General features: G+C 58.6%; 22 protein-coding genes. 11 read left to right on the top strand and 11 right to left on the bottom strand.

Features of this window, described 5'->3' with window-relative positions:
* Positions 1-7: 7 nt before the first annotated feature.
* Positions 8-1072 (top strand): transporter, encoded by a 1065-nt coding sequence (locus tag ABJM11_RS18760; protein ID WP_348292498.1) that lies wholly within the window; start codon positions 8-10, stop codon positions 1070-1072.
* 18 nt (positions 1073-1090) lie between these two features.
* Here ABJM11_RS18760 and ABJM11_RS18755 read toward each other — a convergent pair whose 3' ends face one another.
* From ABJM11_RS18755 to ABJM11_RS18735, 5 genes are all read right to left on the bottom strand, one after another.
* The gene (locus ABJM11_RS18755) at positions 1091-1582 is read right to left on the bottom strand and encodes a hypothetical protein (protein WP_348292497.1); all 492 of its coding nucleotides are present in this window, start codon (positions 1580-1582) and stop codon (positions 1091-1093) included.
* 5 nt (positions 1583-1587) lie between these two features.
* On the bottom strand, positions 1588-2289 hold the full coding sequence (locus tag ABJM11_RS18750) for a C39 family peptidase (RefSeq protein ID WP_348292495.1): 702 nt from the start codon (positions 2287-2289) through the stop codon (positions 1588-1590).
* A gap of 12 nt (positions 2290-2301) precedes the next feature.
* Positions 2302-2652: a hypothetical protein gene (locus ABJM11_RS18745; protein ID WP_348292494.1), complete on the bottom strand. Its 351-nt coding sequence runs from the start codon at positions 2650-2652 to the stop codon at positions 2302-2304.
* Positions 2653-2711: 59 nt separating this feature from the next.
* A complete protein-coding gene (locus tag ABJM11_RS18740) occupies positions 2712-3509 on the bottom strand; it encodes a dentin sialophosphoprotein (RefSeq protein ID WP_348292493.1) in 798 nt (265 codons plus the stop codon).
* A 374-nt stretch (positions 3510-3883) separates the two neighbouring features.
* Positions 3884-5473, bottom strand: coding sequence for an isocitrate lyase (locus ABJM11_RS18735; protein ID WP_407070014.1), 1590 nt, complete (start codon positions 5471-5473; stop codon positions 3884-3886).
* Between the two features lie 281 nt (positions 5474-5754).
* Between ABJM11_RS18735 and ABJM11_RS18730 the strand changes: the two genes are divergently transcribed.
* The 3 genes from ABJM11_RS18730 to ABJM11_RS18720 are packed head-to-tail and all read left to right on the top strand — an operon-like array spanning position 5755 to position 7992.
* The gene (locus ABJM11_RS18730) at positions 5755-7242 is read left to right on the top strand and encodes a DUF1538 domain-containing protein (RefSeq protein ID WP_348292492.1); all 1488 of its coding nucleotides are present in this window, start codon (positions 5755-5757) and stop codon (positions 7240-7242) included.
* A complete protein-coding gene (locus tag ABJM11_RS18725) occupies positions 7239-7589 on the top strand; it encodes a transcriptional regulator (protein ID WP_348292491.1) in 351 nt (116 codons plus the stop codon). The genes ABJM11_RS18730 and ABJM11_RS18725 overlap by 4 nt, the downstream gene beginning before the upstream one ends.
* A 13-nt stretch (positions 7590-7602) precedes the next feature.
* Entirely contained in the window at positions 7603-7992 is a 390-nt protein-coding gene (locus ABJM11_RS18720) for a CBS domain-containing protein (protein ID WP_348292490.1), read from the top strand.
* Between the two features lie 12 nt (positions 7993-8004).
* Here the strand turns inward: ABJM11_RS18720 and ABJM11_RS18715 are convergent, their stop codons facing one another.
* Positions 8005-9951 carry a CASTOR/POLLUX-related putative ion channel gene (locus ABJM11_RS18715; RefSeq protein WP_348292488.1) on the bottom strand — a complete coding sequence of 649 codons (1947 nt, stop codon included), beginning with the start codon at positions 9949-9951 and terminating at the stop codon, positions 8005-8007.
* A gap of 105 nt (positions 9952-10056) precedes the next feature.
* Between ABJM11_RS18715 and ABJM11_RS18710 the strand changes: the two genes are divergently transcribed.
* On the top strand, positions 10057-11271 hold the full coding sequence (locus tag ABJM11_RS18710) for a hypothetical protein (protein ID WP_348292487.1): 1215 nt from the start codon (positions 10057-10059) through the stop codon (positions 11269-11271).
* Here the strand turns inward: ABJM11_RS18710 and dauA are convergent.
* Entirely contained in the window at positions 11264-12997 is a 1734-nt protein-coding gene (gene dauA / locus ABJM11_RS18705; protein ID WP_348292485.1) for a C4-dicarboxylic acid transporter DauA, read from the bottom strand. The genes ABJM11_RS18710 and dauA overlap by 8 nt on opposite strands.
* A gap of 99 nt (positions 12998-13096) precedes the next feature.
* Between dauA and ABJM11_RS18700 the strand changes: the two genes are divergently transcribed.
* On the top strand, positions 13097-14074 hold the full coding sequence (locus ABJM11_RS18700; RefSeq protein ID WP_348292483.1) for a ChaN family lipoprotein: 978 nt from the start codon (positions 13097-13099) through the stop codon (positions 14072-14074).
* A 14-nt stretch (positions 14075-14088) separates the two neighbouring features.
* Here the strand turns inward: ABJM11_RS18700 and ABJM11_RS18695 are convergent, their stop codons facing one another.
* From ABJM11_RS18695 to cra, 3 genes are all read right to left on the bottom strand, one after another.
* Complete coding sequence (locus tag ABJM11_RS18695) at positions 14089-14940, bottom strand: DMT family transporter (RefSeq protein WP_348292481.1); 852 nt, start codon at positions 14938-14940, stop codon at positions 14089-14091.
* A gap of 65 nt (positions 14941-15005) precedes the next feature.
* Positions 15006-15542, bottom strand: coding sequence for a macro domain-containing protein (locus ABJM11_RS18690; protein WP_348292479.1), 537 nt, complete (start codon positions 15540-15542; stop codon positions 15006-15008).
* A 21-nt stretch (positions 15543-15563) separates the two neighbouring features.
* Positions 15564-16547, bottom strand: coding sequence for a catabolite repressor/activator (gene cra, locus ABJM11_RS18685; RefSeq protein ID WP_348292477.1), 984 nt, complete (start codon positions 16545-16547; stop codon positions 15564-15566).
* Between the two features lie 165 nt (positions 16548-16712).
* Here cra and ptsP point away from each other — a divergent pair, with 165 nt between their 5' ends.
* The 3 genes from ptsP to ABJM11_RS18670 are packed head-to-tail and all read left to right on the top strand — an operon-like array spanning position 16713 to position 22236.
* Entirely contained in the window at positions 16713-19541 is a 2829-nt protein-coding gene (gene ptsP / locus ABJM11_RS18680; RefSeq protein WP_348292475.1) for a phosphoenolpyruvate--protein phosphotransferase, read from the top strand.
* Positions 19541-20506 (top strand): 1-phosphofructokinase, encoded by a 966-nt coding sequence (gene pfkB / locus ABJM11_RS18675; protein ID WP_348292473.1) that lies wholly within the window; start codon positions 19541-19543, stop codon positions 20504-20506. The genes ptsP and pfkB overlap by 1 nt, the downstream gene beginning before the upstream one ends.
* A complete protein-coding gene (locus ABJM11_RS18670) occupies positions 20503-22236 on the top strand; it encodes a PTS fructose-like transporter subunit IIB (protein WP_348292472.1) in 1734 nt (577 codons plus the stop codon). Before pfkB ends, ABJM11_RS18670 begins: the two co-directional genes overlap by 4 nt.
* Positions 22237-22251: 15 nt before the next feature.
* Here the strand turns inward: ABJM11_RS18670 and ABJM11_RS18665 are convergent, their stop codons facing one another.
* The gene (locus tag ABJM11_RS18665; protein ID WP_348292470.1) at positions 22252-23319 is read right to left on the bottom strand and encodes a beta-N-acetylglucosaminidase domain-containing protein; all 1068 of its coding nucleotides are present in this window, start codon (positions 23317-23319) and stop codon (positions 22252-22254) included.
* Positions 23320-23447: 128 nt separating this feature from the next.
* Between ABJM11_RS18665 and ABJM11_RS18660 the strand changes: the two genes are divergently transcribed.
* Together ABJM11_RS18660 and ABJM11_RS18655 are read left to right on the top strand one after the other, a co-directional pair.
* Entirely contained in the window at positions 23448-24494 is a 1047-nt protein-coding gene (locus ABJM11_RS18660; RefSeq protein ID WP_348292468.1) for an acyltransferase, read from the top strand.
* 83 nt (positions 24495-24577) lie between these two features.
* On the top strand, positions 24578-25042 hold the full coding sequence (locus ABJM11_RS18655; RefSeq protein ID WP_348292466.1) for an ATPase: 465 nt from the start codon (positions 24578-24580) through the stop codon (positions 25040-25042).
* Positions 25043-25094 lie beyond the last annotated feature (52 nt).

Raw genomic sequence — 25094 nt, 5'->3', positions numbered from 1 at the left:
ATTTTCCATGGCTACAAAGATGTTCTGGCTCTTCCCACTGGTAGCGGTAGCAACTCAAGGCTTTACGGAAGCAGCACAGGCGGACACGGCCGGTGGCAGCGCGTCGATAACAGCTTCCGAGGAGGCAAACGACCCGGCGACCGACATTGCCTCGATTACCGCAGACCGGGGCATCGTTACCCGGCCGGGGCGGTTCACTATCGAGCCGTCCTTTTCCCATGCTCACAGTAACTCAACGGCAGTTGCGGTGGAGGGCTACACGGTAATCCCTGCCCTGCTCATCGGGCTGATCAACATTTCGGAGATCCAGCGTGATATTTTCGTAGGCGCAATGTCACTGAAGTATGGCTTTACCAGCAAACTTGAAGCTGCGGTTCGTGTGCCCTACCTCAGCATCAATGAGGATCTGCGGGAGCGCGAGATATTCCAGGGTACACCGGTCGATACATTGCGCGAGTCCTCAGGCGAGGGGCTGGGCGATGTTGAGCTCTCGGCGCGTTACCAGCTGACCGATGGGTTGGGGGGCTGGCCTTACGTTATTGGCGCGATGCGGGTAAAAGCACCAACCGGAGAAGGCCCCTACGATGTCGACCAGAGAATCATCCGGGACAATCAGGGCAACCCGATTGGTATTGAGCTGGAGAATCGCCCTACCGGTTCCGGTTTCTGGGCATTCGAACCGGGATTCTCATTCATCTACCCGACGGACCCGGCTGTGTTGTTCGGGAATCTGAGCTATGTCTGGACTCTTAAAGAGGAACAAGGCCCCGAAAATGGCGGCACGGTCGACCCTGGTGACATAGTCCGCTTCGGCTTCGGGATGGGATTTGCGTTCAATGACCGCACTTCCTTCAGCCTGGGCTATGACCATTCGATCATCCGGAAAACAACGTTTGAAAGGAATAACGACCTGTTTGCATCCAATTTTGACCGTATTCAGATCGGATCACTGTCGTTCGGCCTGTCCCAGCGCCTGACTCAGTCCACGAGCCTGAGCCTGACGGTAAGTGTTGGGGTCACGGAAAATGCACCCAACAGTGAAATCACCCTGAAGCTCCCTATCAGTCTCTAGGGACAACGGGAAGTAAGCTCAGCGCCCGAGCAACTGGATCAGCTGGTCACTAAACCTGGCCGGCAGCTGGTTTCCGACACCCAGGTTGTTCAGCTCAATATTCAGTTGATGCATGTTCTGTATCACTGTGCTGTCGAGGCTGTTCTGAACCACCGTCATCCAGCCGCCCGGCCCTGCCATATTACTGGATACCCGCGCACCGCCACTCCGGTTCGCGCTGATAACTTCGAGCACCGTTTCTGTCTGGTGGTCAACCAAACGATTATTCACAGCCTGGTTGAGATTGGGAATGGTCAAGCGATTGATGACCAGGGTGTCGCCGTCAATACTCACCACCTGCTCCAGACCGATGCTGATCTCCAGACTATCCGTCAGAAAGCCCCCGCGGTAATCAGCCAGCTCCGGATCACTCAGTGGCTTGACCCCGAGCGTCAGTTCGGCCTGGCCAGCCGGCGCGAACCCTGCGAGCGTGGTAACCAGTAAAGCGATAGCGTACGTACGAACCATCATGATCGTCACCATTCCCTTGAGGAGGGCCAGTAGGGCAAGGTGTGGCCCAGGGAAGGGCCTCCCAGGCCTTTCTGCAGGGGCGCCCTGGCTACCTGAGGCCAATGTCCGTCGCCCAGAAAGCCGTCTCGTCCCTGGTCAAGATGGCTACGAATAATAAAGGCAGTGCCGTTCCAGTACTCGCTGAACTTCGCGTAAGAATAAACCTTCAAACCCCGCGCCGGGTCTCCCACCAGAACCTCATCCTCACTGATTCCCTTGATCAGGACGAAATGCCGGAAGCCGTCAATGTTCAACAGTACAATCATCGGCAACCGTACTTTCTCTTTCAGGCCGCTCAGAGGCATACGGAACCCATCGGCCTGGTATCCCCTTGCCTCAAGGTAGCGCTTCATGTCGAGCATGGAGAAACCTTGCTCACGCACTTTTTTTTCATCAGCCAGTGCAAACATTTCGACGAAGACATCGTGTTCGGTTACCTGGTCTTCGTAGTGAAAGGACAGCAACGACGCAACGGCCGCGGAGCCGCAACTGAAGTCGTATTGCTGACGCATGACGCTGTCAAACCGCCGATTCTCATAACTGTTCACGTTCAGACGGAAATCACCGCCAATGCCCGGCACCGTTACCGAGGCCACCGAGCCGGCAAAGGCAGTGGACCATAGCAGCCCGGCACTCGCGCAAATTGCAACAAGAGCTTTCCTGGCCATGGCCCACCTCCGTCAGTGATTGATCAAAATGTTGATCAGTGTACTGTCCTGAATGACCACCTGGTTACCGGTGTTCTGGATAACCGTGGCAACTCCGCTCATGTTGCCGAATGCGTTGTCGGAGATACTGTTATCACCTGTGACAACATTTCCCGACAGCAGGTTATCGGACACATTCGCATTCTGCTGGTTATCGTTAATCTGCCACTGCATCGGGATTCCCTGGCGACCACTAGAGTCCGCCAGCTCATCCGCCGACATCGGCGCGGCATCCAGCCACTCCTCGGCCGATACAAACCCCGTTGCACCGAACATCAACGCCAGCAAGGCAGCCTTCAGTTTCCTTCTGATAACGCGACCCATGGCAGTTCTCCCGGAATAACCGGGCCGCCCCCGTACCAGACAGGCGCGGCCTGGATTCCTCATTCGGTGCCGCTACCGCCACCAGCGTTCAGACTAGACATTACATTGACATTAGCCTGTGTAACGCTGGCATTGCCGGCGTTTTGCGCAAACGCGCCGACGCCGGTGAAGTTCGCTGAGCCACCGGAGATTTCGTTGCTGTGATTTACATCGGTGTATGAACCACGGCCGTTGGCATCACCATAGTTGGTGGTTACTCCAGATACACTGCCGTCCAGATCTGCGTTGTTCAGGTACACTTGCAGATCCAACGCCAGCGAATTATCGGAATTATCCGAGTTATCCGAGTTATCTGAGTTATCAGACGAATTGTTGCCGCTGTCAGCGATCTTGAACGAATCGTTCACGCTGTTGTCTGAATTATCGGAATTATCGGAATTGTCCGAGTTGTCCGAGTTGTCCGAGTTGTCACTGTTATCCGAATTGTCATTGCCACTGTCAGCAATCTTGAACGAGTCGGCTACATCGGTACTGTTGTCCGAGTTGTTCGAGTTATCGGAATTGTCTGTGTTGTCCGAATTGTCGTTACCACTGTCGGCGATCTTGAACGAGTCCGCCACATCAGTATCGGTGCTATTGTCCGAATTATCTGAGTTATCCGAATTATTCGAGTTATCCGAATTGTTCGAATTGTCGTTGCCGGAGTCTGTGTTGCCGGATTGGTCATTGTTGGCGATGGAGGTATCGTCCGCATTGGTATTCGGATCTCCATCACCTCCCTGATCCGCATAGGCAAAGCCGGAGATACCCAGACTCATTGCAATGGCAGCTGCTAGCAAACTTTTCCTGGTATTCATAATGTCGCTTCCTTTTCGATTATTGGCTCTTAGAGGGATCCGACTAAAACCGCTAGCCTTCGGTAAGCCAAGGTTCAGACCCGCTAGACAACTAGTGCGATTCCCGTGCCAGCAACAACAAACACAATCCAAGACATTGATTGAAATACATTTTTAACCACCTAAAGAATACAGGTGATATTTGCGGAGGCCTAAGACTGTTTCAGGAATGAAACAGAACGGGTATGGAGAACAGAGCGGAGAGGAGGTTTATTAATGGAATTCAGTAACTTGGAGGAAAATGCAGATGTAAAAAAACAAAACCTCACACATGGTGAGGTTTCGGATTCTGAAGCGGGCCTCTCAGCCCGCTTCAGTAACAACCAGACCAGTGATCAGAACTGGTTCATAGTGTTGTCTTTGCCGCCAGCCTTCAGGGCTGCGTCACCTGCGAAGAACTCTTTGTGGTCATCACCGATGTTGGAGCCGGCCATGTCCTGGTGCTTCACAGTTGCGATACCCTGGCGGATTTCCTTGCGCTGAACACCTGCAACGTAGGCCAGCATGCCTTCGTCACCGAAGTAGCCCTTGGCCAGGTTGTCGGTAGACAGGGCCGCGGTGTGGTACGTCGGCAGGGTGATCAGGTGGTGGAAGATACCGGCTTCACGGGCCCCGTCGCGCTGGAAGTTAGCAGTCCACTCGTCGGCCAGCTTGCCGAGCTCGGTTTCATCGTACTTGGCGTTCATCAGGTCGGCACGCTCGTAAGCGGACACGTCCTTGCCTTCTTCCTTCCAGGCATCGAATACCTGCTGACGGAAGTTCAGGGTCCAGTTGAACGACGGGCTGTTGTTGTAGACCAGCTTGGCATCGGGCACCACTTCACGGATACGGTTAACCATGGAGGCGATCTGGCCAACGTGGGGCTTCTCGGTTTCGATCCACAGCAGGTCCGCACCGTTCTGCAGGCTGGTGATACAGTCCAGAACCACACGGTCTTCGCCAGTGCCCGGCTTGAACTGGAACAGACCGGAAGGCAGACGCTTGGGCTTCATCAGCTTGCCGTTGGCCTTGATCACAACATCGCCGTTGTTGATGTCTTCCGGCTTCTCGATGTAGTCGCCGTCGAGGAAGCTGTTGTACTGGTCGCCCAGGTCACCCGGCTCTTCGGTTACAGCCAGCTTCTGGGTCAGGCCAGCGCCCAGAGAGTCGGTACGAGCTACGATAACACCATCGTCCACGCCCAGCTCCAGGAATGCCAGACGAACGGCATTGATCTTGGACAGGAAGTCGGCGTGGGGAACGGTTACCTTACCGTCCTGGTGACCACACTGCTTCTCGTCAGATACCTGGTTTTCGATCTGGATACAGCAGGCACCGGCTTCGATCATCTGCTTGGCCAGCAGGTAGGTCGCTTCGGCGTTACCGAAACCAGCGTCGATGTCGGCAATGATCGGCACGATATGGGTTTCGTGGTTGTCGATCTGCTTGATCAGCTCGTCAGCCTTGGCGTTGTCGCCAGCCTGCTGGGCTTCTTCCAGAGCGCGGAACAGGTGGTTCAGTTCCCAGGCATCCGCCTGACGCAGGAAGGTGTACAGCTCCTCGATCAGGCCAGAAACCGCAGTCTTCTCGTGCATGGACTGGTCGGGCAGCGGGCCGAATTCGGAACGCAGGGCAGCAACCATCCAGCCTGACAGGTACAGGTACCGACGCTTGGTGTTACCGAAGTGCTTCTTGATGGAGATCATCTTCTGCTGGCCGATAAAACCGTGCCAGCAACCCAGTGACTGGGTGTACTGGGAGGTGTCTTTATCGTAGTTCGCCATGTCTTCGCGCATGATTTTCGCGGTGTACTTGGCGATGTCCAGGCCAGTCTTGAATTTGTTCTGGGCGCGCATGCGAGCCGCGTGCTCGGGCTTGATGGCATTCCAGGTGGGGTTCTGCTTCAGAATGGAAGCAATGGCGTCAACGTCATTTGCGTATGGCATGATCTCAGTCCTGTCTTCTAAGGTTTGAGGTGCTCTTTTAGGAAGTATAAAAGCAACTTCAGTGAGCCAGCGTCCGTTCAAAAAACAACCAGCCCGCTGACATTGACGGTTACTTTAGAGGGTTTGATTTTATAATTAAAATTTATATTATCTATATTCGGCATTTTTTCAGTGAATGGCTATAAACATCAAACTTGAGCTGCATCACGCAGACTGCCGCCGCCGGTGCTACCATTGAGAATCCGGCAGCAACCCGCTTCTGATCAGGACACAGGCCCCCGGTGTTTTATATACAGGCTTTTGGCCACGCCCTTCTGCATGCTCTGAAAAACCTCCTCCCGATTGTTGTGGTTGTGGTGTTTTTCCAGCTTTTCGTGCTGCAACAGGTCCCGGACAACACGCTCGGCATGGCCTTTGGCCTGCTGGTTGTGGCCGTTGGCATCGCGCTTTTCCTTCAGGGACTGGAACTTAGCATTTTCCCGGTGGGAAAGAGCCTTTCCAATCAGTTTGCCCGCCGTGGCTCCTTGCCGATTCTTCTCACGTTCGGTTTTGCCCTGGGGTTTTCCGCGGTGGTGGCGGAGCCGGCCCTGATTGCAGTCGCACAACAAGCGCAGGAGATCAGCGGTGAGAGGATTGATGCCCTTACCCTGAGATTGCTCGTGGCAACATCGGTGGGCTTCGTGATTGCACTGGGTGTATTCAGAACGATCATGGGCTACCCGCTCCACTGGTTCATGATTGCAGGGTACATTACGGTGGTGATTGTCACCTGGTTTGCACCTGAGGAGATCGTCGGCCTGGCCTACGATTCGGGCGGCGTCACTACCAATGTTGTGACGGTACCGCTGGTAGCCGCACTGGGTATAGGACTTGCGGCGTCGATTCGTGGCCGCAATCCGCTCACCGATGGCTTCGGACTCGTGGCGCTCGCGGTGATGGTTCCGATGATAACGGTTCAGTTATACGGCATTCTGGTCTATTCGGGGGAGCCGCCGGAAGGCAAGTTGCTGATGAACACAGTCCATGAGTCGTCTCCTGTCTACGGCCCCCTGAAGATACTGGTCGAGCTGGCCGAGATGGTGCGGGACGTTTTGCCAATCATTATTACCATCCTTGTTTTTCAGTATCTGGTATTGCGACGTGGCCTTAGCAACCCCCGCAAGATTCTCTTTGGTTTTGCGCTGGTCGTTCTGGGACTTTACGCATTTGTCGTCGGTCTGAAGCTGGGCCTGTTTCCCATCGGAACCAGCATGGCGGAGCAACTGATCAGCCTGGACGGATTCCTGTTCATCTATCTGTTCGCATTCATGATCGGGTTCGCGACTACCATGGCGGAGCCGGCCCTCATTGCGATCGGGCGACAGGCAGAGGAAGCGGCCGCCGGCACCCTCAACGGCAATGCGATTCGCCTGTTTGTCGCCCTGGGGGTGGCCATCGGCATCACCGTCGGTGTACACCGCATTATTGTCGGTGACTCTATCCACTACTACATCATGGGGGGCTACCTGGTGGTGATAATGCTGACCACCGTTGCCCCACGCTACATTATTGCACTGGCCTATGATCTTGGCGGCGTGACAACGTCCGAGGTTACCGTGCCTCTGGTAACAGCGCTTGGCATTGGTCTTGCCGGCAACATTGAGGGACGCAGTGTCCTCATCGACGGCTTCGGATTGATTGCCTTTGCCTCGATTTTTCCCATCATCACAGTAATGGCTTATGCCATAGTTGGTGATTACATTGCTGCACGAAGGAAACTGTCCACATGAAATTCTCTGTACTCGTCGCTATCGTGCCCGAAGATCAGGAGCAGGATTGCATTGACGCAGCCCGGGACCTCGGAGCTGGCGGTGTCACTGTTCTCGGCGGACGCGGCATCAGCAATACCGCCCGGAAAACCTTTTTTGGCCTGACCTATGACGGTAGCCAGAGCGTGTTGCTGATGGTGCTTGAAAAGGGCTTGTCCCTCGATATTCTGAAAGCCATCCAGCGTATTCTGATGCCGGACAAAAATGACTCACAGGGGCTGGTGTTCACCTTGCCGCTGGAGCACCTCGGAGGGATCGACCTGTCACAGGTTGAAAAGTTCGAGCGACACGTAAAAGACTCACTGTAAGGGGAGAGACGGCATGAAACTGGTCAAGGATGTGATGATCCGGGACACCATCAATGTATCTCCGTTCGCCAGTCTCCGCGACGCCCTGTCGCTGATGAAAAGGCACGAGGTGAAATCGCTGGTGGTGGAAAAACAGAACGAACACGATGCCTACGGTCTGATTACCTACACCAATATACTCAAGACGGTGATTGCCGAAGATGGCGATATTGATCTGCTCAATGTTTACGACGCTTGCGCCAAACCAGTAATCAGTGTTGGTGAACACCTTGGAATCCGCTACGCCGCGAGCCTGATGAGCCAGCATCGCGTGAAGCGCCTGCTGGTCACCAGAGATAACGATCTGGTGGGATTCATTACCATGGACGATATTATGGCTGCCCTGCTGGATACCATTGATTAGCTCGGGGCCTGCTCATGAAGTGCAAAGCACAATCAGCCGATCCGACGGATTCAGATCCAGATATTCACCCCTTGCAGGATTGAGGGTCACGTGGCGCCCACGCACATTGACATGATCACGCCAGACACCCAGCGCCACTTCCCCCTTGGCCGCAACAACTTTCTCCAATACCTGAAAGTCTGCACTGGCCGGGAGCGGGTAATCATGAGGGTCGCGGAACTGGATCTCGGCCCCGCCCACTGTGAACAGGTCATCCAGCACCACCCGCAACTCCCGCCGCAATGCCACCTGGGCAAGAACATGGCTGACGATCATAGGGCTGATCATCATTTCACTCTGATGTCCTCCCAGCAGGTGACGGTTGTCGGGGTCACTCAACTCCATGATCAGTTGCGGTCTCTGCCCCCCTTCACTTAACAGGTCTTCCAACTGAAGGTAACCCACCATCGCCCGGGCATCCGCTTCTTCCCCGGAGGCGAGGCGGTCACTGCTGACAAGCATAATGGAATCATAGCTGAGCGGGCCCACCCGCCTGAGCTCACCTTCCACCATGTAATCCGCCTCAATGTGGCGACACAGCACTTCCTGTTGCTCGCCCATGTACCGCCCGATTTCCCGCTGGCGCTCGGGAGCTGGCACCACCGAAACAATGTCCACCTCGAACCGCAGCTGATGGTAGCTGGAGAACTCGCTGATCAGGCTCGGTACGCGGCGATTCCAGCCCAGCACCAGAACCCGGTGTGCTCGCTCAGAAAATGTCACTGAGCGGGCAAGGGGCTGCCCACGATTGATGACCGGCAGAGCCGTGGCTCTGGGATCGGGCTCGGTTTCAGAATAGTCCCGCGCCAGCATTACAACTCGGTCTTTGGGGCTAATCCGCGTTTCAGAGGAAGCCGGCATCTGAACGTTCCAGCCCTTGTCGGCCGGCGTCAGGATGCCCAGAACAATGGCCCTGGGCCGCTGGGAAGCCAGCTCTGCAAGTGTCAGATCCGCCAGGAACTCTCCCCCCCGGATATAGATTTCGCAGCCCTCTCCGGCAGTCAGCAACTCGTTGTAGATTTCCGACAGACCCGGGTGCAGGATGTTCTGGACCATCAGCCTGCTGATCGTCGCATCACCGGCAACCACTTCCATTTCGCCAGGATAGGCCCGCTCAATGACCGGGTGTTTACGCACATCCTGGATTTCGGCAACGACAAACGGCAACGGCGCACCGAGGTGCCGCGCCTGGGCTGCGATGGAAAGCAGCGCCTTGACCGTTTCCACATCCGATGTCACCAGGCTGCCAGCCTCGTGGGCCGCACTTGGCACGATAACAGCGGAGGCATCCAGGCAGGCCACCCGTTGCAATGCATCCGGCTGTATAGCCGCGCCGGACCGGAGAATGACCTCTCGCGCCTTACGGCCGATACCGGGCTCAGTGCGCAACTCATGCACCTGCGCCGCGGAAGCCGTTTCCGAAAGCACAACCAGTCGCAAGCGACTGGTATCGTGCTTTTCCAGGAACCGGCGCATACGGCCCGAGGACCCCAGTAGCTCTACCAGCAATGGCAGGGTCTGGCTGGTCCAACCCAGTACCACAATATGATTTCTCAGAGTGACCGGCGTCAGCCCCCGCTCCAGATCCGTCATCTTGGCAATAAGCCAACGGGTCAGGATAGCCACCAGGGTACCCATGAACACCACGTAGCCGCTGATGGTCAGTACCGTGGACACCAGCCGTTGCCAGTTGCCGACATCGTCCCCCAGGTAGCCCGGATCCGTCAGCCGCAGAAATGCCCACCAGATGGCGTCACCCACATCCTCGAACGGCGCACCAAACGGAATGACCAGCAGGCCGCCGATAAGGGAAATGATGCCGATGAAGACACCCACTACCAACAACTGAAAACCGGCGCCTTTGACGAGCTGGCGTTCTACAATGAACTTGACGCGGTCAACAAAACGAAAGGGGAGCATGTTCATCCTTTTGAGCGGGCCCGAAATGTCCGTAGCATAGCCTATTCGGTAAGCCGGAGACGGGTAAAAATGTGCGCAGCACTCACAATATGGTCATGGCCTGCCATGCGTAGCAACGTGAAGATCGCCATTGTCGTTGCTGCTCTCATGCCAGCGACGTTGACAGCCGAACTCAATCACCTGCCTCAACCGTGGCGGCAGGAGGCTGTCGTTCTGGGCGCGGACACAACACCCAGTGCGGAACGTTATCTTCATGAACTGTCTTTTGCGCACAGCCAGCCCGCCCCTTCAGCCATCGGAAACGGCATACGTGGCACCGGCGGCAGCGTTGGCAGCCGGCGACTCTATCTGGATTTTCGCTTCCGCCAGGACTATGGCTTCAACGAGGATCGGCAGGGATTCCTGCTCGACATCCAGCGCAGTGAAGACTTTGACGGCACCTACGAGCGCCAACTTATAGGGTTTCGCCACCAGTTAACCAAGGCTACCGAAGTGTGGCTCCAGGGAGATGTCTTTGCCGACAAATCCCGTTCAGATGTTTATCTCAGCGGCCGGCACACGTTCGACGATGGGGCCTGGCTCCACGCCAGCTGGATTCTGCCGGATCTCTACTTCAACGATAAAACCAGCAGTGACGATGCCTTTGTGGAACCTGCGCAAAGCTACTTCCTCCAGTGGCACCGCCCAGCGGGGCAGCATCAGCACAGCAGCACCACGGCCTCCGTCACTTATTCCCCGCCTTCGACCTTTGACAGCCGGAGTGAGGGCCTTGTGGTTGAAAACGAAACCCTGAGGGGGGCCCTGAGTCATCACCACCGGCTCGGCCACTGGGGGTTCCGGTTTGCCCTGAGCGGTGAACATACTCGCCGGCACTACAGCCTGGATGAGCTCGCTGACGGTATTCCCACCAGCCGCGACCAGATAAAGGCCGACGCAGAAGCGGTCTACCACCGCCATCGACTGCAACCCGGCCTTGGCCTTCACTATTTCTATCTGAGGGAACAGGGGTATACCGGCCGCAAGCTGGATGAAATCGAAGACCTTCGCCGGAATGAGCCAACACTGTCAGGACACTTCAGTTTGGTCCTGGCGCCGGCCGTTACCCTGAAGCCGACAGTCTACCTGAGCGTTCCGGATATTGATCAGTCGTATTCTGGCAGCGATAACGAACACTACCAGGGATTTACCGGCAAGCTCGCATTGCCTTTCGAAATAATGCTGTCCAGGGAAGAGAGTGCCGTTATGACGCTGGCGCCCACCTTCTATCTGCACAAGGTCGCCTTTGGTGGCGGCAATCTGCAATTACACTGGCCTATGTAGGGGCAGGATGACTTTCTGCTTTAACCGCCTCATCAAGGGTCGGATAAAACCGGACCACACCTTCCTCCGGTTTCACACCCGCCCTGGCCAGCGTTCGCAACGGCTGGAACTGCAGATCCGCAATGACCACCTGGGTGCCGTCTGCCCGACAGGTGCTGATCAATTTGTTCAGTGCAGACAAGCCACCGGCGTCCAGAATTGTCACTCCGTCCATATAGAGAATAAAGCCACGGGCGCTGGCGGACAGTTGCGCCAGTTCCCCGAAAATCCTGTCTGCGGCAGCGAAGAACAGCGGGCCGTTGATCTTGAACACCTGCCAACCGTCCGGAAGGCTGATTCCGGCCATCCGTTTGCTGTCGGTAATGTCTGTCACCCTCGTCATCTGGGCCATTTCCCGCATGAACAGCACCGCCGCCAGCAGTATCCCGGTGGTGATGGCGATGACCATATCCAGCAGGACCGTCAGCGAGAAACAGGTAACGAATACCAGGATGTCACTGCGCGGAGCCGTCTTGAGCAGGTGGAGTGACTTGGGGGCTTCGCTCATGTTCCACGCCACCATCACCAGTAATGCGGCCATCGCCGCCATCGGCAGGTAGGCCAGCAGGGGTGACAGGGACACCAGCGCCAGCAGAACCACCAGGGCATGCACCATACCCGAAACCGGCGATTCGGCGCCCGCGCGATAGTTGGCCGCAGAGCGGGCAATGGCAGCGGTTGCCGTAATACCGCCGAAAAACGGAGTGATGACGTTGCCGATGCCCTGCCCCAGCAGTTCACTATTGGCACTGTGCCGCTTGCCGGTCATGCCGTCCAGAACCACGGCGCACAGCAGCGATTCAATAGCCCCCAGCATGGCAATGGCAAAAGCCGCCGGCAACAGGTCCCGGATCATCGTCCAGCTAATGCCCAGGGGCTCACCACTGGCGTCCGGGCGATGCCAGGGCCACGCAAACTCCGGCAGGAAAGGTGGAATGCCCGCCCCGACGGTGCCGTCCGCCAGCAGGTAACCGAACCGCGAGCCAATAGTATCTATTGCCGCACCATTGGCGTTCAGTGCCATCGCCATGAGACTGCCAACGATCACCGCCGGCAGGTGCGGCGGTACCGGGGTTTTCAGCCGTGGCCATAGCAGCATTACCGCCAGCGTGGCTACCGCCACCAGCATGGTAAGGACGTCCAGGCCCGGCAGGGCCTGGCCAACCGCCGCCAGTTTCTCCCAGTAATGCTCCGGCATCTGCTCGATACCCAGCCCGAAGAAATCTTTCACCTGCAGGGTGGCGATCACCACGGCAATGCCGCCGGTAAACCCGAGCGTAACGGCTTCAGGAATGTATTCAATGAATCGCCCCAGGCGCATGAATGCCATGATCAGCAACAACACACCGGACATCAGCGAAGCCAGCAACAGACCACCGAGACCGTAGACCTGGGCAATAGGATAGAGGATGACAACGAAGGCGGCGGTAGGGCCGGAAATACTGAAACGGCTGCCACCGGTTAACGCGATTACAAACCCGGCAATGAATGCAGTGTAGAGCCCGTACTGGGGCGGTACGCCGCTGGCAATGGCCAGCGCCATGGCCAGCGGAATGGCAATAATGCCCACCGTAACACCGGCCATCACATCACGACCAAGACGCCTGGGGCTATAACGCTCGTCGAAACACGCCTCGCGGAACGCGTGGGCAAGTCGGAGCGAGAACAGATGGGCACGATGCGGCATTAAACGTTCCGGACAAGAAAATCAGAAAAACAAAGGGCTGACAGCCAACCTGGTTTCGTGATCGTATAGGCAATTATGACGACATATTCGCACACTCTCGTGACACTCGCCTGCGCCTGCCTGCTGTTGGCGGGTTGTGCCACAGTGCCCGCCAACAACCCGAACGTGGTACCGCCGCAATCCCAGTACGATTCTATCATTGTCGATGGTAATGGCAGGTTGCTCTCCATCAACCAGCTGGCAGAAGAACTGGCACCGGCGGATGTGGTGGTGATCGGCGAGTATCATGGCCACCATGGCGCCCACCTGCTGCAATTATTGGTGCAGTCAGCACTTTATCAGCAACGCCCACGGCAGGTGTTGAGCATGGAACAGTTCGCCCTGGATGATCAGCCGGAGCTCGACCGTTATCTCACCGGGCAGTCCGGCGAGGAGGAGCTGATTGCCGATACCGGTGCCTGGCCCAATTATAAGGCTTCCTATCGCCCCCTTATCGAGTTCTCGAAAAACCGCAACGTTCCGGTGGTGGCTGCCAATGCACCTGCCCATATCGTCCGGTGCACCGGACGATATGGCGATGCCTACCTGGACGAACTCGATGCCGGGCAACGCCGAAAGCTGCCCGATGCACCGTTTACAGACACCGCAGAGTATCGCAGGAAATTTTTCGAGACGCTCGGCGGGCATCACGGCCAGGCCGAAAACAGCAAACGCCTGGAAAACAGCTACAAGGCCCAGCTACTGCGGGACAATACCATGGCAGATCGGGTGATCAGGGCGCTCAAGGAGTTTCCCGGCCATCAGGTCATTCACCTGACCGGTACTTTCCACGCCGAGAACCGCCTGGGCATGGTCGCTGTGCTGGAGCGGAAACGCCCGGATCTCGACGTTGTTGTTATCAGCCCGGTGTTCTGGACCTCAGGTAACACTCTGAACAGTCTCCTCAAAGCCCATCAGGAAAAGGGCGATTATCTCTATTTCCTGCAGCCGCTGCCGGAAGAGTACAAGGACAATGAGCGCCACCGTAATTCCATCACGGAACAATTCCGCAACGCAACTGAGCTTTCCTGTGATTGAGCAGAATCAGGGGACTAGGCTGCCTTCTTCTCGCCCGCACGAATCACGATAGCGATGCCTCCAAGAATGGCGATACCGGCGATAACCAGCCTCAGGGTCAGCGGTTCACTCAATAACAACACACCACCGATTGCTGCTATCACTGGCACGCTGAGCTGAACGGTGGCCGCCGAGGTTGGCTGCAGCAATGGCAACGCCATGTACCAGATGGCATAACCCATGCCAGAGGCAATCGCCCCGGAAGCAACGGCATAGCCCATACCCGCCAGATCAATCCTGGCACCGGCCATCATAACGAGGCTCAGCGCCAGCGCCATGGGCACTGCGCGGACAAAGTTACCGGTGGTGACGGCGGTGGGCTCGCCGGCACCTTTCGCCCGCAGCGAGTAGATCCCCCAGGCAATGCCGGCACTGATCATCAGCAGGGAACTGAACAACGGTGGCGCGGTAAGGCCGGGGAGCAACAGCCCCACCAGACCAGAAAAAGCCACCACAAAACCCACCCACTGCCAAAGATGCGGGCGGTTTCCCCGTAAAATGCCGATGCTGATCATGGTGGCCTGAACCGCGCCAAAGAGCAGCAACGCGCCCATGGCCGCGGACAAACCTCCATAGGCGTACGAGAAAGTGGCGGCATAGGTAAACAGGGCCAACGCGGAGCGCCAGGAACCCTGTTTCAGCGGCGCGCGATTGCCACGAACGCTCAGCAACAGCCACAGCATCAAGGCGCCGGACACCAGGCGCACGCTGGTGAAGGTAGCTGCGTCGATATCGGTATCACGCAACGCAGCACGGCAGAGCAGCGAATTACCGGCAAAGGCGGTCATGGCAACGGTGGTCAGCAAAAAGGGTTGCAATCGAGACAACTCAGCACTCCCGGACAGACAGCTAGAGACTTACCCAGTGTAGGCGCTGGCGGGAAAACCGGTTATCACTCAATAGTCGATAACAGACGGCTACTAAAGACCTGTTCGTCGGATTCGCCAAACAATACGAAACGCACCCGCTTTACGGTCTTCAGCTGCGGCAGGACCTTGCTGACTGTCACCAGAGCCACCTCGGCCGCCTCTTCCAGGGGGTAGCCAAACGCGCCAGCCGATATGGCCGGGAACGCGACCGATTCAATGCCTTTGCTGTCTGCCAGCTCCAGCGAATTGCGATAACACTCCGCCAGCAAGTGCTCGGACGGCTGGTCAACACCGTATACCGGCCCCAGGCAATGGATGACATACTGGTTTGGCAGATTATGAGCGCTGGAGATAACGGCTTCCCCGGGCCGTATCGGCGCCATGGGGCGGCATTCTTCCGCCAGCCCCGGCCCCGCCGTGGAATGGAGCGCACCGGCAACACCGCCGCCGGGCATGAGTTGTGCGTTGGCTGCATTGACCACCGCCTCGATGTCGTCCTGGTGGGTGATGTCGCCGCGCACGCATTCCACGGTTTTTCCGTTCACTTCAACCTGTGCCATGGAACCTCCCCAGCCCTTACCTCAGCGGCGCCGCTTCAAAGATCGATTGATAACGATCGTTTCCGGCTCTTTGTGCCCCGCGATGGCAGCCAGCGCCCGCTCCAGCGTCGCTTCGGCAATGGCTTCATGTTTTTGTGGTAACGAGTGGACCCTGACCGGCAGAAAATCCAGCAGCCTGTCATCTCCGAAGGTAGCCATTCTGAGCGACTCCGGCAAGCCGCCCGGCTGTTCCAGAAGCACGTCAAGAACGCCCTGCAGCAGGGTGTAGGAGGCCGTAATCAGCGCATCCGGCAACCCCTTCTCCGCCAGCACCCGCCGCATCAGGTTGGCGCCGGAAGCCCGGTCATAGTGTTCGCCACTGCAGACCGACCACTGGCCGCTGCGTGTCTTTGCCACGTCTTCAAAACCTTTGCGACGTTCACGGGTCATGGCAAGCGCAGGTACGGCGTCAAGCCACACCACCGAGCCGTTGCCCGGTTCAAGCACGGAACGTGTCAATGCCGCCGCCCCCTTGCGATTATCGCTGACCACGCAACTGATCACATCCGGCGACTGGGCCCGGTCCACTGCTATCACCGGCAGGCCATCCTGCTGTAACTGCTGGTAAAACGGATCATCCGGAGCCAGGGCGCTGGCCACGATCAGGGCATCACAGCGCCTTGCCTTCAGGGCACCCGCGAGTTCCCGCTCGGTATCCGGGTCGTCGCCGGAGCCGGCAATCAACAACTGGTACCCCCGGGCGCGGGCTCCCTGCTCCAGCAACTTGGCGAGGCGGGCATAACTGGCATTTTCCAGGTCCGGCAGGATAAAACCGAGGGTGCGACTTGCGCCACCACGAAGGGCTGCGGCTTGGGTATCAATCTGGAACTGATTGTCCCGGGCCACTTCCAGCACCTTGTCGATGGTCTGCTGCTTGATCCTGCGCACCGGCCCCTGGCCATTGATGACATAGCTGGCCGTAGTGCGGGATACCCCGGCCAGGCGGGCAAGTTCTGCAAGGGTCATGGGGCCAATTCCTCCTGGTCACAGATTGCTTGATTTCTGATCAGATCTGTTTCATGATTCATTGTATGTTTGCTGACACGATTCAGCAACCCGGATTTTACTGGCAGTGGCAGACATCGAGCGCCCATGCCGGCACTACACAACAACAAGGCGAGGCTAATCCCCATGCTGACGCTCACAGCCAACGATATCCGCCTGGGTTGCACGGCAACCGACTGGCAGGATGCCCTGAAACAGGCAAGCCTGGACCTGCAGGACACAGGCCGCACCACGCCCGACTACCATGCCGGCATGCTGACAAGGGAGCAACAGTCTTCAACGGTGCTTGGCAACGGCATCGCCATCCCCCACGGCACTCCGGAAAGCCGTGATGCGGTCATCAGTACCGGCATCCGGGTGCTGCAGTTTCCCGACGGAATCACCTGGCACGACGACGCCACCGTGTATGTGCTGGTCGCCATCGCTGCCCAGTCTGACGAGCATCTGGACATATTGCGCCACCTGACCCGCGTGCTGGACAAACCGGGCCTTTCCCGGAAGCTGGCCGAAGTCGAGGACCCCGTCACCCTGGCAGCCCTGTTGTCCCGTGAACCGGTGGTACCGAAATGCGACGCGCAGACTCTGTGCCTGGGTGTGAACACCCATGCCACCAGCGAACTCGCCATGAGTGCCGCCGCCCGGCTCCAGGGCCTTGGCTGCGTAGACTCTGCCTTCCTGAAAGAGATCGTCAGCCAGCCACCGGTGAGGCTTGGTCAGGGTTTCTGGCTGGTTCACCACAGCATCGGCAGCCGCCGCCCGGCGCTGGCGCTGGCAACCCCCAAGGAGGCCACCGTCGAGCTTGCGGGCGTCTTCTGCCTGGCTGGTCAGGGCGACGATTGCCGGGAATTGCTGGAGCGCATCGATAACTTCCTGGCCCAGAACACCGCCCTGGAAAGCCACTCCGTGGATGCTGTGCTCTCACGGCTTTCCGGCGAGCAGGCCAATGCAGTCAGTGAGCAGGTCAGACTCCTGAACACCCACGGTCTTCACGCCCGGCCGGCCAAACAGCTGGTGCAGGAAGCCCGGCTGCACAACGCCGATATCCGCATCCGCCTGGAAGAAGGCGACGGCAATTCCGTTTCCGCCACCAGCCTCACGCGCATTATCGGCCTCGGCGCACGCCGTGGTCAGACCCTGATCATCTCTGCTACCGGCGATGAGGCAGTGCAGGCCGTAAGAGCCGTTTGTCAGGCTGTGTCCGACGGACTAGGGGAGACAGTATCCCCACTGCGACATCAGAAAAGCCAGCCGGAACCATCAGAGCCAGAATCGCAACCGCTCGCTGATGACGAGGCCCTGAGAGCCGTCGCAGCCTCACCGGGCCTGGCACTGGCTCCTGCCTTCGTGATGCGCCAACCCACCCTGGATTATTCCGCAACCGCCAGCGATGCCGGCGAACAGACCGGTCGCCTTGGCCGCGCTATCGACGAAGCCGATGGGCAGCTGCGTACATTGATTCGCCAGGCCGAAGGCGGTGAAGTTGCGCCGATCCTGTCGGTGCACGTGGAAATGTTGCAGGACGACGACCTTTATCAGGCAGCCCTGGAAGCCATCAACGAAGGCGCCTCCGCAGAGGCCGGCTGGTGGCAGGCCATTGACACCGCGGCACGGGCCCAGGAAGCGCTGGCCGACCGGCTGCTTGCCGAGCGCGCGGCGGACCTGCGGGATGTCGGCCGCCGCGTACTGGCAAATCTCTGCGGTGTTGCCATGCCCACGCCGCCGGACGAGCCCTATGTGTTAGTGGCAGATGATCTTGGCCCCTCCGATGTGGCCAGGCTGGATACCCAGCGGGTTCGCGGACTGGTTACTGCCCGTGGCGGCGCCACCTCACACAGTGCAATCCTGGCCCGCGCGTTGGGCCTGCCGGCGGTGGTTGGTGCCGGCAATCGCATTCTGACCATCGCCAATGGCATAGACCTGGTAGTTGACGGCGAGCGAGGCTGCCTGGTGCCCAATCCTGGCCGCGAGCGCCGTGAACGGATCAACCGCCGCCTGGATCAGCTCGCCCGTCTGCAGGCGCAGGCTCACGAATGCCGGAACGAGCCCGCTACCACCACCGATGGCCACACCATCGACGTGTGTGCCAACCTGGGTAATACCGCTCACACACCGGATGCCGTGGATCGGGGTGCGGATGGCATTGGCCTGCTGCGCACCGAGTTCATCTTCATGGCACACCCGGAGGCGCCCGGCCTGGAGGCCCAGGTAAACGAATACCGCCACGCCTTTGATGCCCTCAACGGCCTGCCACTGGTGGCGCGCACCCTCGATGTGGGTGGTGACAAGCCGCTGGATTACTGGCCCCTGCCCCACGAGGACAACCCCTTCCTGGGACTGCGGGGCATTCGCCTGTCACTGACCCGACCGGAGATCCTGGAAACCCAGATCCGTGCCCTGCTGACCGCCGCGGACAACCGCCCGCTGCGAATCATGTTTCCCATGGTCAAGGATCTGGAGGAGTTCCGCGCCGCCAAAGCCATCATCGAGCGGGTCCGCGCCGAAATTCCCTGCCAGGGCCTGCAGGTGGGCGTGATGATTGAGGTGCCTTCCTGTGCCCTGCTGGCACACACTCTGGCGCCAGAGGTGGACTTCTTCTCCGTGGGCACCAACGATCTAACCCAGTACACCCTGGCGATCGACCGTGGCCACGGCCAGCTGTCCGCGCAATCCGATGGCCTCCACCCCTCGGTCCTGCAACTGATCCGCATGACAGTGGAAGCCGCCCACGCTCATCAACGCTGGGTGGGGATCTGTGGCGAGCTGGCTTCGGACCCACAGGCCATTCCGGTGCTGCTGGGCCTGGATGTGGATGAACTGTCGGTCACCAGCCGCCGGGTACCATTGGTAAAAGCCTGCATTCGCGGCTTGAGCCGGGAACAGGCGCGGGAACAGGCGAAACTGGCGCTGGGCAAAGCCACCGCAGCCGAAGTGCGCGACGCCCTGGAGACCTTGTAATGGCCCGGGTACTGACCATCACTCTGAACCCCGCGCTGGACCTGAACGTCGAGACCGGCAGGGTCGACCTGGGCTGTGTGAACCGTACGCGCACCTCACGCCTGGAAGCAGCCGGCAAGGGCGTCAATCTGGGCCGCGTGCTGTCTCGCCTTGGTCACTCCGTTACCTTGTCCGGATTGCTGGGTGAAACCAACGCCACACCCTTCGAAAACCTGTTTGCCTCGGAGAGGCTTGAGGACCGATTTGTCCGTGTACCTGGCCATAATCGAATCAATGTGAAGATCGCGGAAGATGGCGGCAGGGTAACCGACCTGAACGGTACGGGGATGGTTGCTCCCCCTGATGCACTTGATCACCTGAAATCCCGTCTTGGTGAGCTGTCAGGCGAATATGACGCCGTCATCATTGCCGGCAGCCTGCCCGGTGGCTTTCTGCCCGAGGCCCTGTCAGAACTGGCCACCCTGGCCCGCTCTGCCAATGTTCCGGTCTGGCTGGACACCAGCGGCCCGGCCCTGACGGCCGGGCTTCTGGCCCTGCCCGATGGCATCAAGCCCAATTTGGACGAACTGGCCGAATGGGCTGGTCAGCCTCTGGACACTCTTGCAGCCATCACTGAAGCCGCCCGCTTGCTTCAGGATCGCGGCATTGCCAACGTTGTGGTCTCCATGGGCGAGAAGGGCGTGCTTTGGCTGTCGCCACAAGGCAACTGGCGGAGCTTGCCGCCCCCGGTTACGGTTACCAGTACGGTCTGTGCCGGCGACACTCTGCTCGCCGGCATGATCCACGGCCTGCTCGAAAAGCACCATCCTGAACAGATTCTCTCCACGGCCACCGCTCTCTCCGCGGAATGCGTGCGTCACGCAGGTGTTGGCGACCCGCAGGCCGACGACTTTTCCCGACTGATCCAGCAAACCCGCGTCAGCCCCTGGCCCGGGCACAACAAAAATGGGGATATGCCATTATGAAACTGATCATCGTCACCGCCTGCCCCCAGGGCGTTGCCACCAGCTTCCTGGCGGCCCGCGCTCTTGAGCGAGCGGCTCACAACAGAGGCTGGCAAGCCACTACCGATATCCGCAATTCGCAGCAACAGCCATCCGCCTTGCCCGATGGTGTTATCGCCAACGCTGACCTGGTGATTGCGGCCACCGGGACGCCAACTGACCTGAGCGCCTACTCTGGCAAACCTCTTTATCAGATCCCGGTGACAGCGGCCCTGCCCGACCCGGCCGGAGTGCTGGACCAGGCCGAGCAACAGGCCCAGCCCTATCAGCTCCCGGAATCACAGCCCGTGGAGGCGCTCGCTCCCGGTTACACCGGCAAACGCATTGTCGCAGTCACCGCCTGCCCGACCGGTGTTGCCCACACCTTTATGGCTGCCGAGGCCCTGACGGGCGCCGCCACGGCTGCAGGCCACCAGATGCGCGTGGAAACCCAGGGCTCGGTGGGCGCCCAGGACCCGCTCACCGCTGACGAAATCGAAGCTGCGGATGTGGTGATACTGGCCTGCGATATTGAAGTGGACCCGGCCCGCTTTGCCGGCAAGCCGCTGTGGCGCACCTCCACCGGTAACGCCCTGAAAAGGCCCGGCGCCACCATTGACAGCGCCCTTGCCGATGCCACTGTTGAAGAAGGGCAGAAACAAAAGGACTCCGCCGGTGGTGAAAAACGCGGTCCCTACAAGCACCTGCTGACCGGTGTTTCCTTCATGCTGCCCATGGTGGTGGCGGGCGGCCTGCTGATTGCCCTGTCGTTCGTTTTCGGCATTGATGCCTTCGAGGAGGAAGGCACCCTCGCCGCTGCGTTGATGCAAATCGGCGGCGGTACCGCCTTCCAACTGATGATCCCGCTTCTGGCTGGTTATATTGCCTGGTCCATCGCCGACCGTCCGGGCCTGGCACCGGGCATGATTGGCGGCTACCTCGCCGGGACTCTCGGAGCCGGTTTCCTGGGCGGCATCATTGCCGGTTTCCTGGCCGGTTATGTGGCTCGTTTCATCAGCCAGAAGCTGCCGATGCCCGAGAGCATCGACTCCCTCAAGCCCATCCTGATCATTCCGCTGCTGGCCAGCCTGGTGACAGGCCTCGGAATGATCTATGTAATCGGCGAGCCCGCAGCGGCCCTGATGAGCGCGCTGACCGGCTTCCTTGAAGGCATGGGCACGACCAATGCCATACTCCTGGGCGGCATACTCGGGGCGATGATGTGCTTCGACCTTGGCGGGCCGGTGAACAAGGCTGCCTACACTTTCGGGGTGGGCCTGCTGTCAGAAGGCAGCGGTGGTTCAGCGCCGATGGCGGCAATCATGGCCGCCGGTATGGTGCCGGCCATTGGCATGGGCGTAGCCAGCTTTGTGGCCCGGGCAAAATTTGCCGAGGCTGAACGACAGGCCGGGCGTGCATCCTTCGTACTGGGGCTGTGCTTCATCTCCGAGGGCGCCATACCCTTTATGGCCAAGGACCCACTGCGGGTGATTCCGGTATGCATGGTGGGCGGAGCCATCACCGGCGCACTGTCGATGCTGTTCGCGGTCAAGCTGATGGCGCCTCACGGCGGCCTGTTTGTGCTCGCCATTCCCAACGCCGTGAGCACAGTGCTGCCATACGTGGCCGCTATTGCCATAGGGTCGCTGGTAATCGGGTTTGGTTATGCAATGCTCAAGACCGGAAAGGCCGAGGTGGCTGCAACTACCTGAGCTGACCCTGCCGGATCATTGTGTCTGTACCATTTCATCCGTGACCTGGTAGTCCCCGGCCAGCCAACGCAGGATTTCCCGGGCAGCAGGGTGATCAAAGCGGGAGTATGACTCGATCATGGCCAGGCGACGCTCCCTACTGACTCTGGATAGCCCGGCATCCTGCAACACAAGGAGATCCTCCGCTACCTGCCCCGCCAGCTCTTTACCCAGTACCTCTTGAGCGGCCCTTATGAACGCCTGACCATACTGATACTCCGGTCCCTGCTCATAGCTTTGGGCCAGAGTGATGGCAGGAATGCCGGTCAGCGTTGGTTGCAACGCTGGATTGATGGCGTGGCCCGCAAGATGCTCTTTGTTGGCCGCTGGACGTCCGGTGAATGCGCGCAGATGCAGGTGCCGGGACATCCGGTCGCCATCATTCACCGGGTAGTTATCCCACAGCACCGGCTTGCGCCCCAGCGCCTCGGAAACGCGCTGGAGATGGCCCGGCGATATTTCCCGGGAACAGACTTCCTCGCCGGTCCAGAAAACCCGCACTGACGGATCCAGTGCCTTGCCCAGATCCTCGAGGTAGTGCGACGGGCGCTCACCAAACACCCGATCGAGCACCGGGTCGTCCGAATAATAGCTGGGACAGACGGTCAGTTGTTCGGCACTGCTTCGCTCTGCCACCCAATGAACAATCTCCGCCTGGCGGGCTGCCAGGTCCGGCGTATCGCTACGCATGTCGTCAAACAGAATCGCCAGCTCCTGAACAGGAATTCCATCCAGAAATGCCAACTTGGCGGCCAGCGCCTCCTTGGCCGCGTCGTTGAAATCATTGAATACCTCGAACGGGCTCAGGCCGACACCGAACCGAACGCCGTGCTTGCGGCAGAAGTTGGAGAAATCAGCCATCTGTACCGTGGTTTCCTGCGGGTAAGGCTCATCCCATCGCCGGCGCAGGAAAGTATCTGCCTTGGGCGCATACAGGTAAAACCGGTAGCCGTGGGGCACCAGCGCCTGCACCAGTTGTTTCCTTTCCCGCCAGCTCCACAGGGGCCCATAGAATCCCTCAATAATTCCAAGCTCAACACTCATGGCTCTCTCCAGCGGTTGCGGGCACGTTAACGCATTTTAAGTCAGCCGCAAGGCAACGGTATAACTGGCCGGTTAAGTAACATCTCGGGGCAGGCTACTATAGCCGGAAATCATAAGGAATCATGATTATGGCTCAATCGTCACCACGCCTGTCGGCACTGGACGCACTTCGGGGCATTGCGGCGCTCGGCGTTGTACTGTTTCACTACCTGCCCTACTACGATCAACTCTATGGACACACATTCACAGCTTGGCCGGTTCTGGAGTTTGGCCGCTATGGCGTTCACCTGTTTTTCATCCTCAGCGGATTCGTGATCTTCATGACGCTTGAACGAACCCGCACTGCGGGCTGGTTTGGGCTGGCCCGGGCTTTCCGCTTGATGCCCGCCCTGTGGGCAGGCATCGCCATGACTTTTATCGCTGTGCATATGATGGGGCCAGAGGACCGCCCCGTCAGTCTGGGCAGTGCATTACTGAACGCAACCCTGCTGCACGAATACCTGGAGTTTCCCCATGTCGATGGTGCTTACTGGAGCCTTGTGGTCGAGGCTACTTTCTACTGCTGGATTGCGTTGCTTTTCTACGGGCTTAAGGACTGGCACCGTATTCGCTTCGTATTGTCGGTCTGGGTACTCGTCAGCTACGCTGGCGTGATCTGGTGGGATGCCATTCCGGAGGCTATCGGGTTTCTGGTCAAGGACCTGTTATTCGTGAAGTACGCTCCGCTGTTTATCAGCGGCATGATGATCTACCGCTGGCATCGATACGGTCGTCCAGCCTCAGGCGAGCTTTTTCTTCTCGCCCTGGCAGTAAGCCACGCCCTGCTCGCCTATAAACCGCCTTTCAGCCTGTTCGTGCTCGGTTGCTATGGGGTATTTGCATTGGCAGTGGCAGGTTATCTCAATATACTCGCCAACAGACCTCTGCTATGGCTGGGCAGTCTGTCCTATGCTTTGTACCTGGTACACCAGAACATCGGATATGGCGTTATCGGCTGGAGTTACCGTGCCGGGCTGCCAGGCTGGGCCGGAGTCGCGCTGGCGCTCGCCGTGTCACTGACTCTTGCCTGTCTGATCCACTACGCCGTAGAAAAACCGGCGCTGACCTGGTTCCGCAGCATTCGCAACCAGACGCCTGCCCGGCCAGCCCCGCTGCCGGCTCACACTTTACCATGAGCCAGTGCACCAACAGCGCCATCCTGGGCTAGACTGTAGCCAGCGCATGTTCGCCTGATTATCCGACAAGTAGGAGACCTGCAATGGAAATAAGTACCTTCGAAGACCTTATTATGTGGGCCCGCGAGCTCCACACCAATCTTTCGCAATGCCTGTCCGAGTGTTCGACTAAAAACCCGGACGAGCGGGCCCAGGCGCTGTTAACCTATCTGGCCGGCCACGAATCCGAACTGGCACGCATTACCGTCGAATTCGAGAAGCAGGCCAACCCCAAGGCACTGAAGACAAGGGTCTACGATTACCTGAACAACGAGCACAAACGCATCAAAGCACATCAGAGCTGCGATGGTCATTACGCCAATCTCGACTTCGACACCATTGAGCGGGAAATTTTCACATTCCATGACCAGCTGATCGACCTTTATGACAGCCTTGCGGGCAAGGCGGAGATCCCCGAAGCAAAAGAGCTGGTTGACTCCATGCGGGCAATGGAGGAACACGAAGCCATGAGGCTGGCCAGTCAGATCGGAAGAATGAACGACCTCTGAGATAACGAAGACTGGAAATTGCGCAGCCTTCGGAGTACTGTATATAAAAACA

It is taken from the genome of Marinobacter sp. (genome assembly GCF_039977835.1).
In the GTDB taxonomy this organism is placed as follows: Bacteria; Pseudomonadota; Gammaproteobacteria; order Pseudomonadales; family Oleiphilaceae; genus Marinobacter.
The sequence above is the reverse complement of the archived record's forward strand: the minus strand, read 5'-3'. Positions and strand labels throughout refer to the sequence as shown.

Excerpts from the sequence above, each read along its gene's own strand:
- ABJM11_RS18760 (WP_348292498.1), top strand. The coding sequence starts at position 8 with ATGGCTACAAAGATGTTCTGGCTCTTCCCACTGGTAGCGGTAGCAACT.
- ABJM11_RS18755 (WP_348292497.1), bottom strand. The coding sequence starts at position 1,582 with ATGATGGTTCGTACGTACGCTATCGCTTTACTGGTTACCACGCTCGCA.
- ABJM11_RS18750 (WP_348292495.1), bottom strand. The coding sequence starts at position 2,289 with ATGGCCAGGAAAGCTCTTGTTGCAATTTGCGCGAGTGCCGGGCTGCTA.
- ABJM11_RS18745 (WP_348292494.1), bottom strand. The coding sequence starts at position 2,652 with ATGGGTCGCGTTATCAGAAGGAAACTGAAGGCTGCCTTGCTGGCGTTG.
- ABJM11_RS18740 (WP_348292493.1), bottom strand. The coding sequence starts at position 3,509 with ATGAATACCAGGAAAAGTTTGCTAGCAGCTGCCATTGCAATGAGTCTG.
- ABJM11_RS18735 (WP_407070014.1), bottom strand. The coding sequence starts at position 5,473 with ATGCCATACGCAAATGACGTTGACGCCATTGCTTCCATTCTGAAGCAG.
- ABJM11_RS18725 (WP_348292491.1), top strand. The coding sequence starts at position 7,239 with ATGAAATTCTCTGTACTCGTCGCTATCGTGCCCGAAGATCAGGAGCAG.
- ABJM11_RS18720 (WP_348292490.1), top strand. The coding sequence starts at position 7,603 with ATGAAACTGGTCAAGGATGTGATGATCCGGGACACCATCAATGTATCT.
- ABJM11_RS18715 (WP_348292488.1), bottom strand. The coding sequence starts at position 9,951 with ATGCTCCCCTTTCGTTTTGTTGACCGCGTCAAGTTCATTGTAGAACGC.
- ABJM11_RS18710 (WP_348292487.1), top strand. The coding sequence starts at position 10,057 with ATGCGTAGCAACGTGAAGATCGCCATTGTCGTTGCTGCTCTCATGCCA.
- dauA (WP_348292485.1), bottom strand. The coding sequence starts at position 12,997 with ATGCCGCATCGTGCCCATCTGTTCTCGCTCCGACTTGCCCACGCGTTC.
- ABJM11_RS18690 (WP_348292479.1), bottom strand. The coding sequence starts at position 15,542 with ATGGCACAGGTTGAAGTGAACGGAAAAACCGTGGAATGCGTGCGCGGC.
- cra (WP_348292477.1), bottom strand. The coding sequence starts at position 16,547 with ATGACCCTTGCAGAACTTGCCCGCCTGGCCGGGGTATCCCGCACTACG.
- ptsP (WP_348292475.1), top strand. The coding sequence starts at position 16,713 with ATGCTGACGCTCACAGCCAACGATATCCGCCTGGGTTGCACGGCAACC.
- pfkB (WP_348292473.1), top strand. The coding sequence starts at position 19,541 with ATGGCCCGGGTACTGACCATCACTCTGAACCCCGCGCTGGACCTGAAC.
- ABJM11_RS18670 (WP_348292472.1), top strand. The coding sequence starts at position 20,503 with ATGAAACTGATCATCGTCACCGCCTGCCCCCAGGGCGTTGCCACCAGC.
- ABJM11_RS18665 (WP_348292470.1), bottom strand. The coding sequence starts at position 23,319 with ATGAGTGTTGAGCTTGGAATTATTGAGGGATTCTATGGGCCCCTGTGG.
- ABJM11_RS18660 (WP_348292468.1), top strand. The coding sequence starts at position 23,448 with ATGGCTCAATCGTCACCACGCCTGTCGGCACTGGACGCACTTCGGGGC.
- ABJM11_RS18655 (WP_348292466.1), top strand. The coding sequence starts at position 24,578 with ATGGAAATAAGTACCTTCGAAGACCTTATTATGTGGGCCCGCGAGCTC.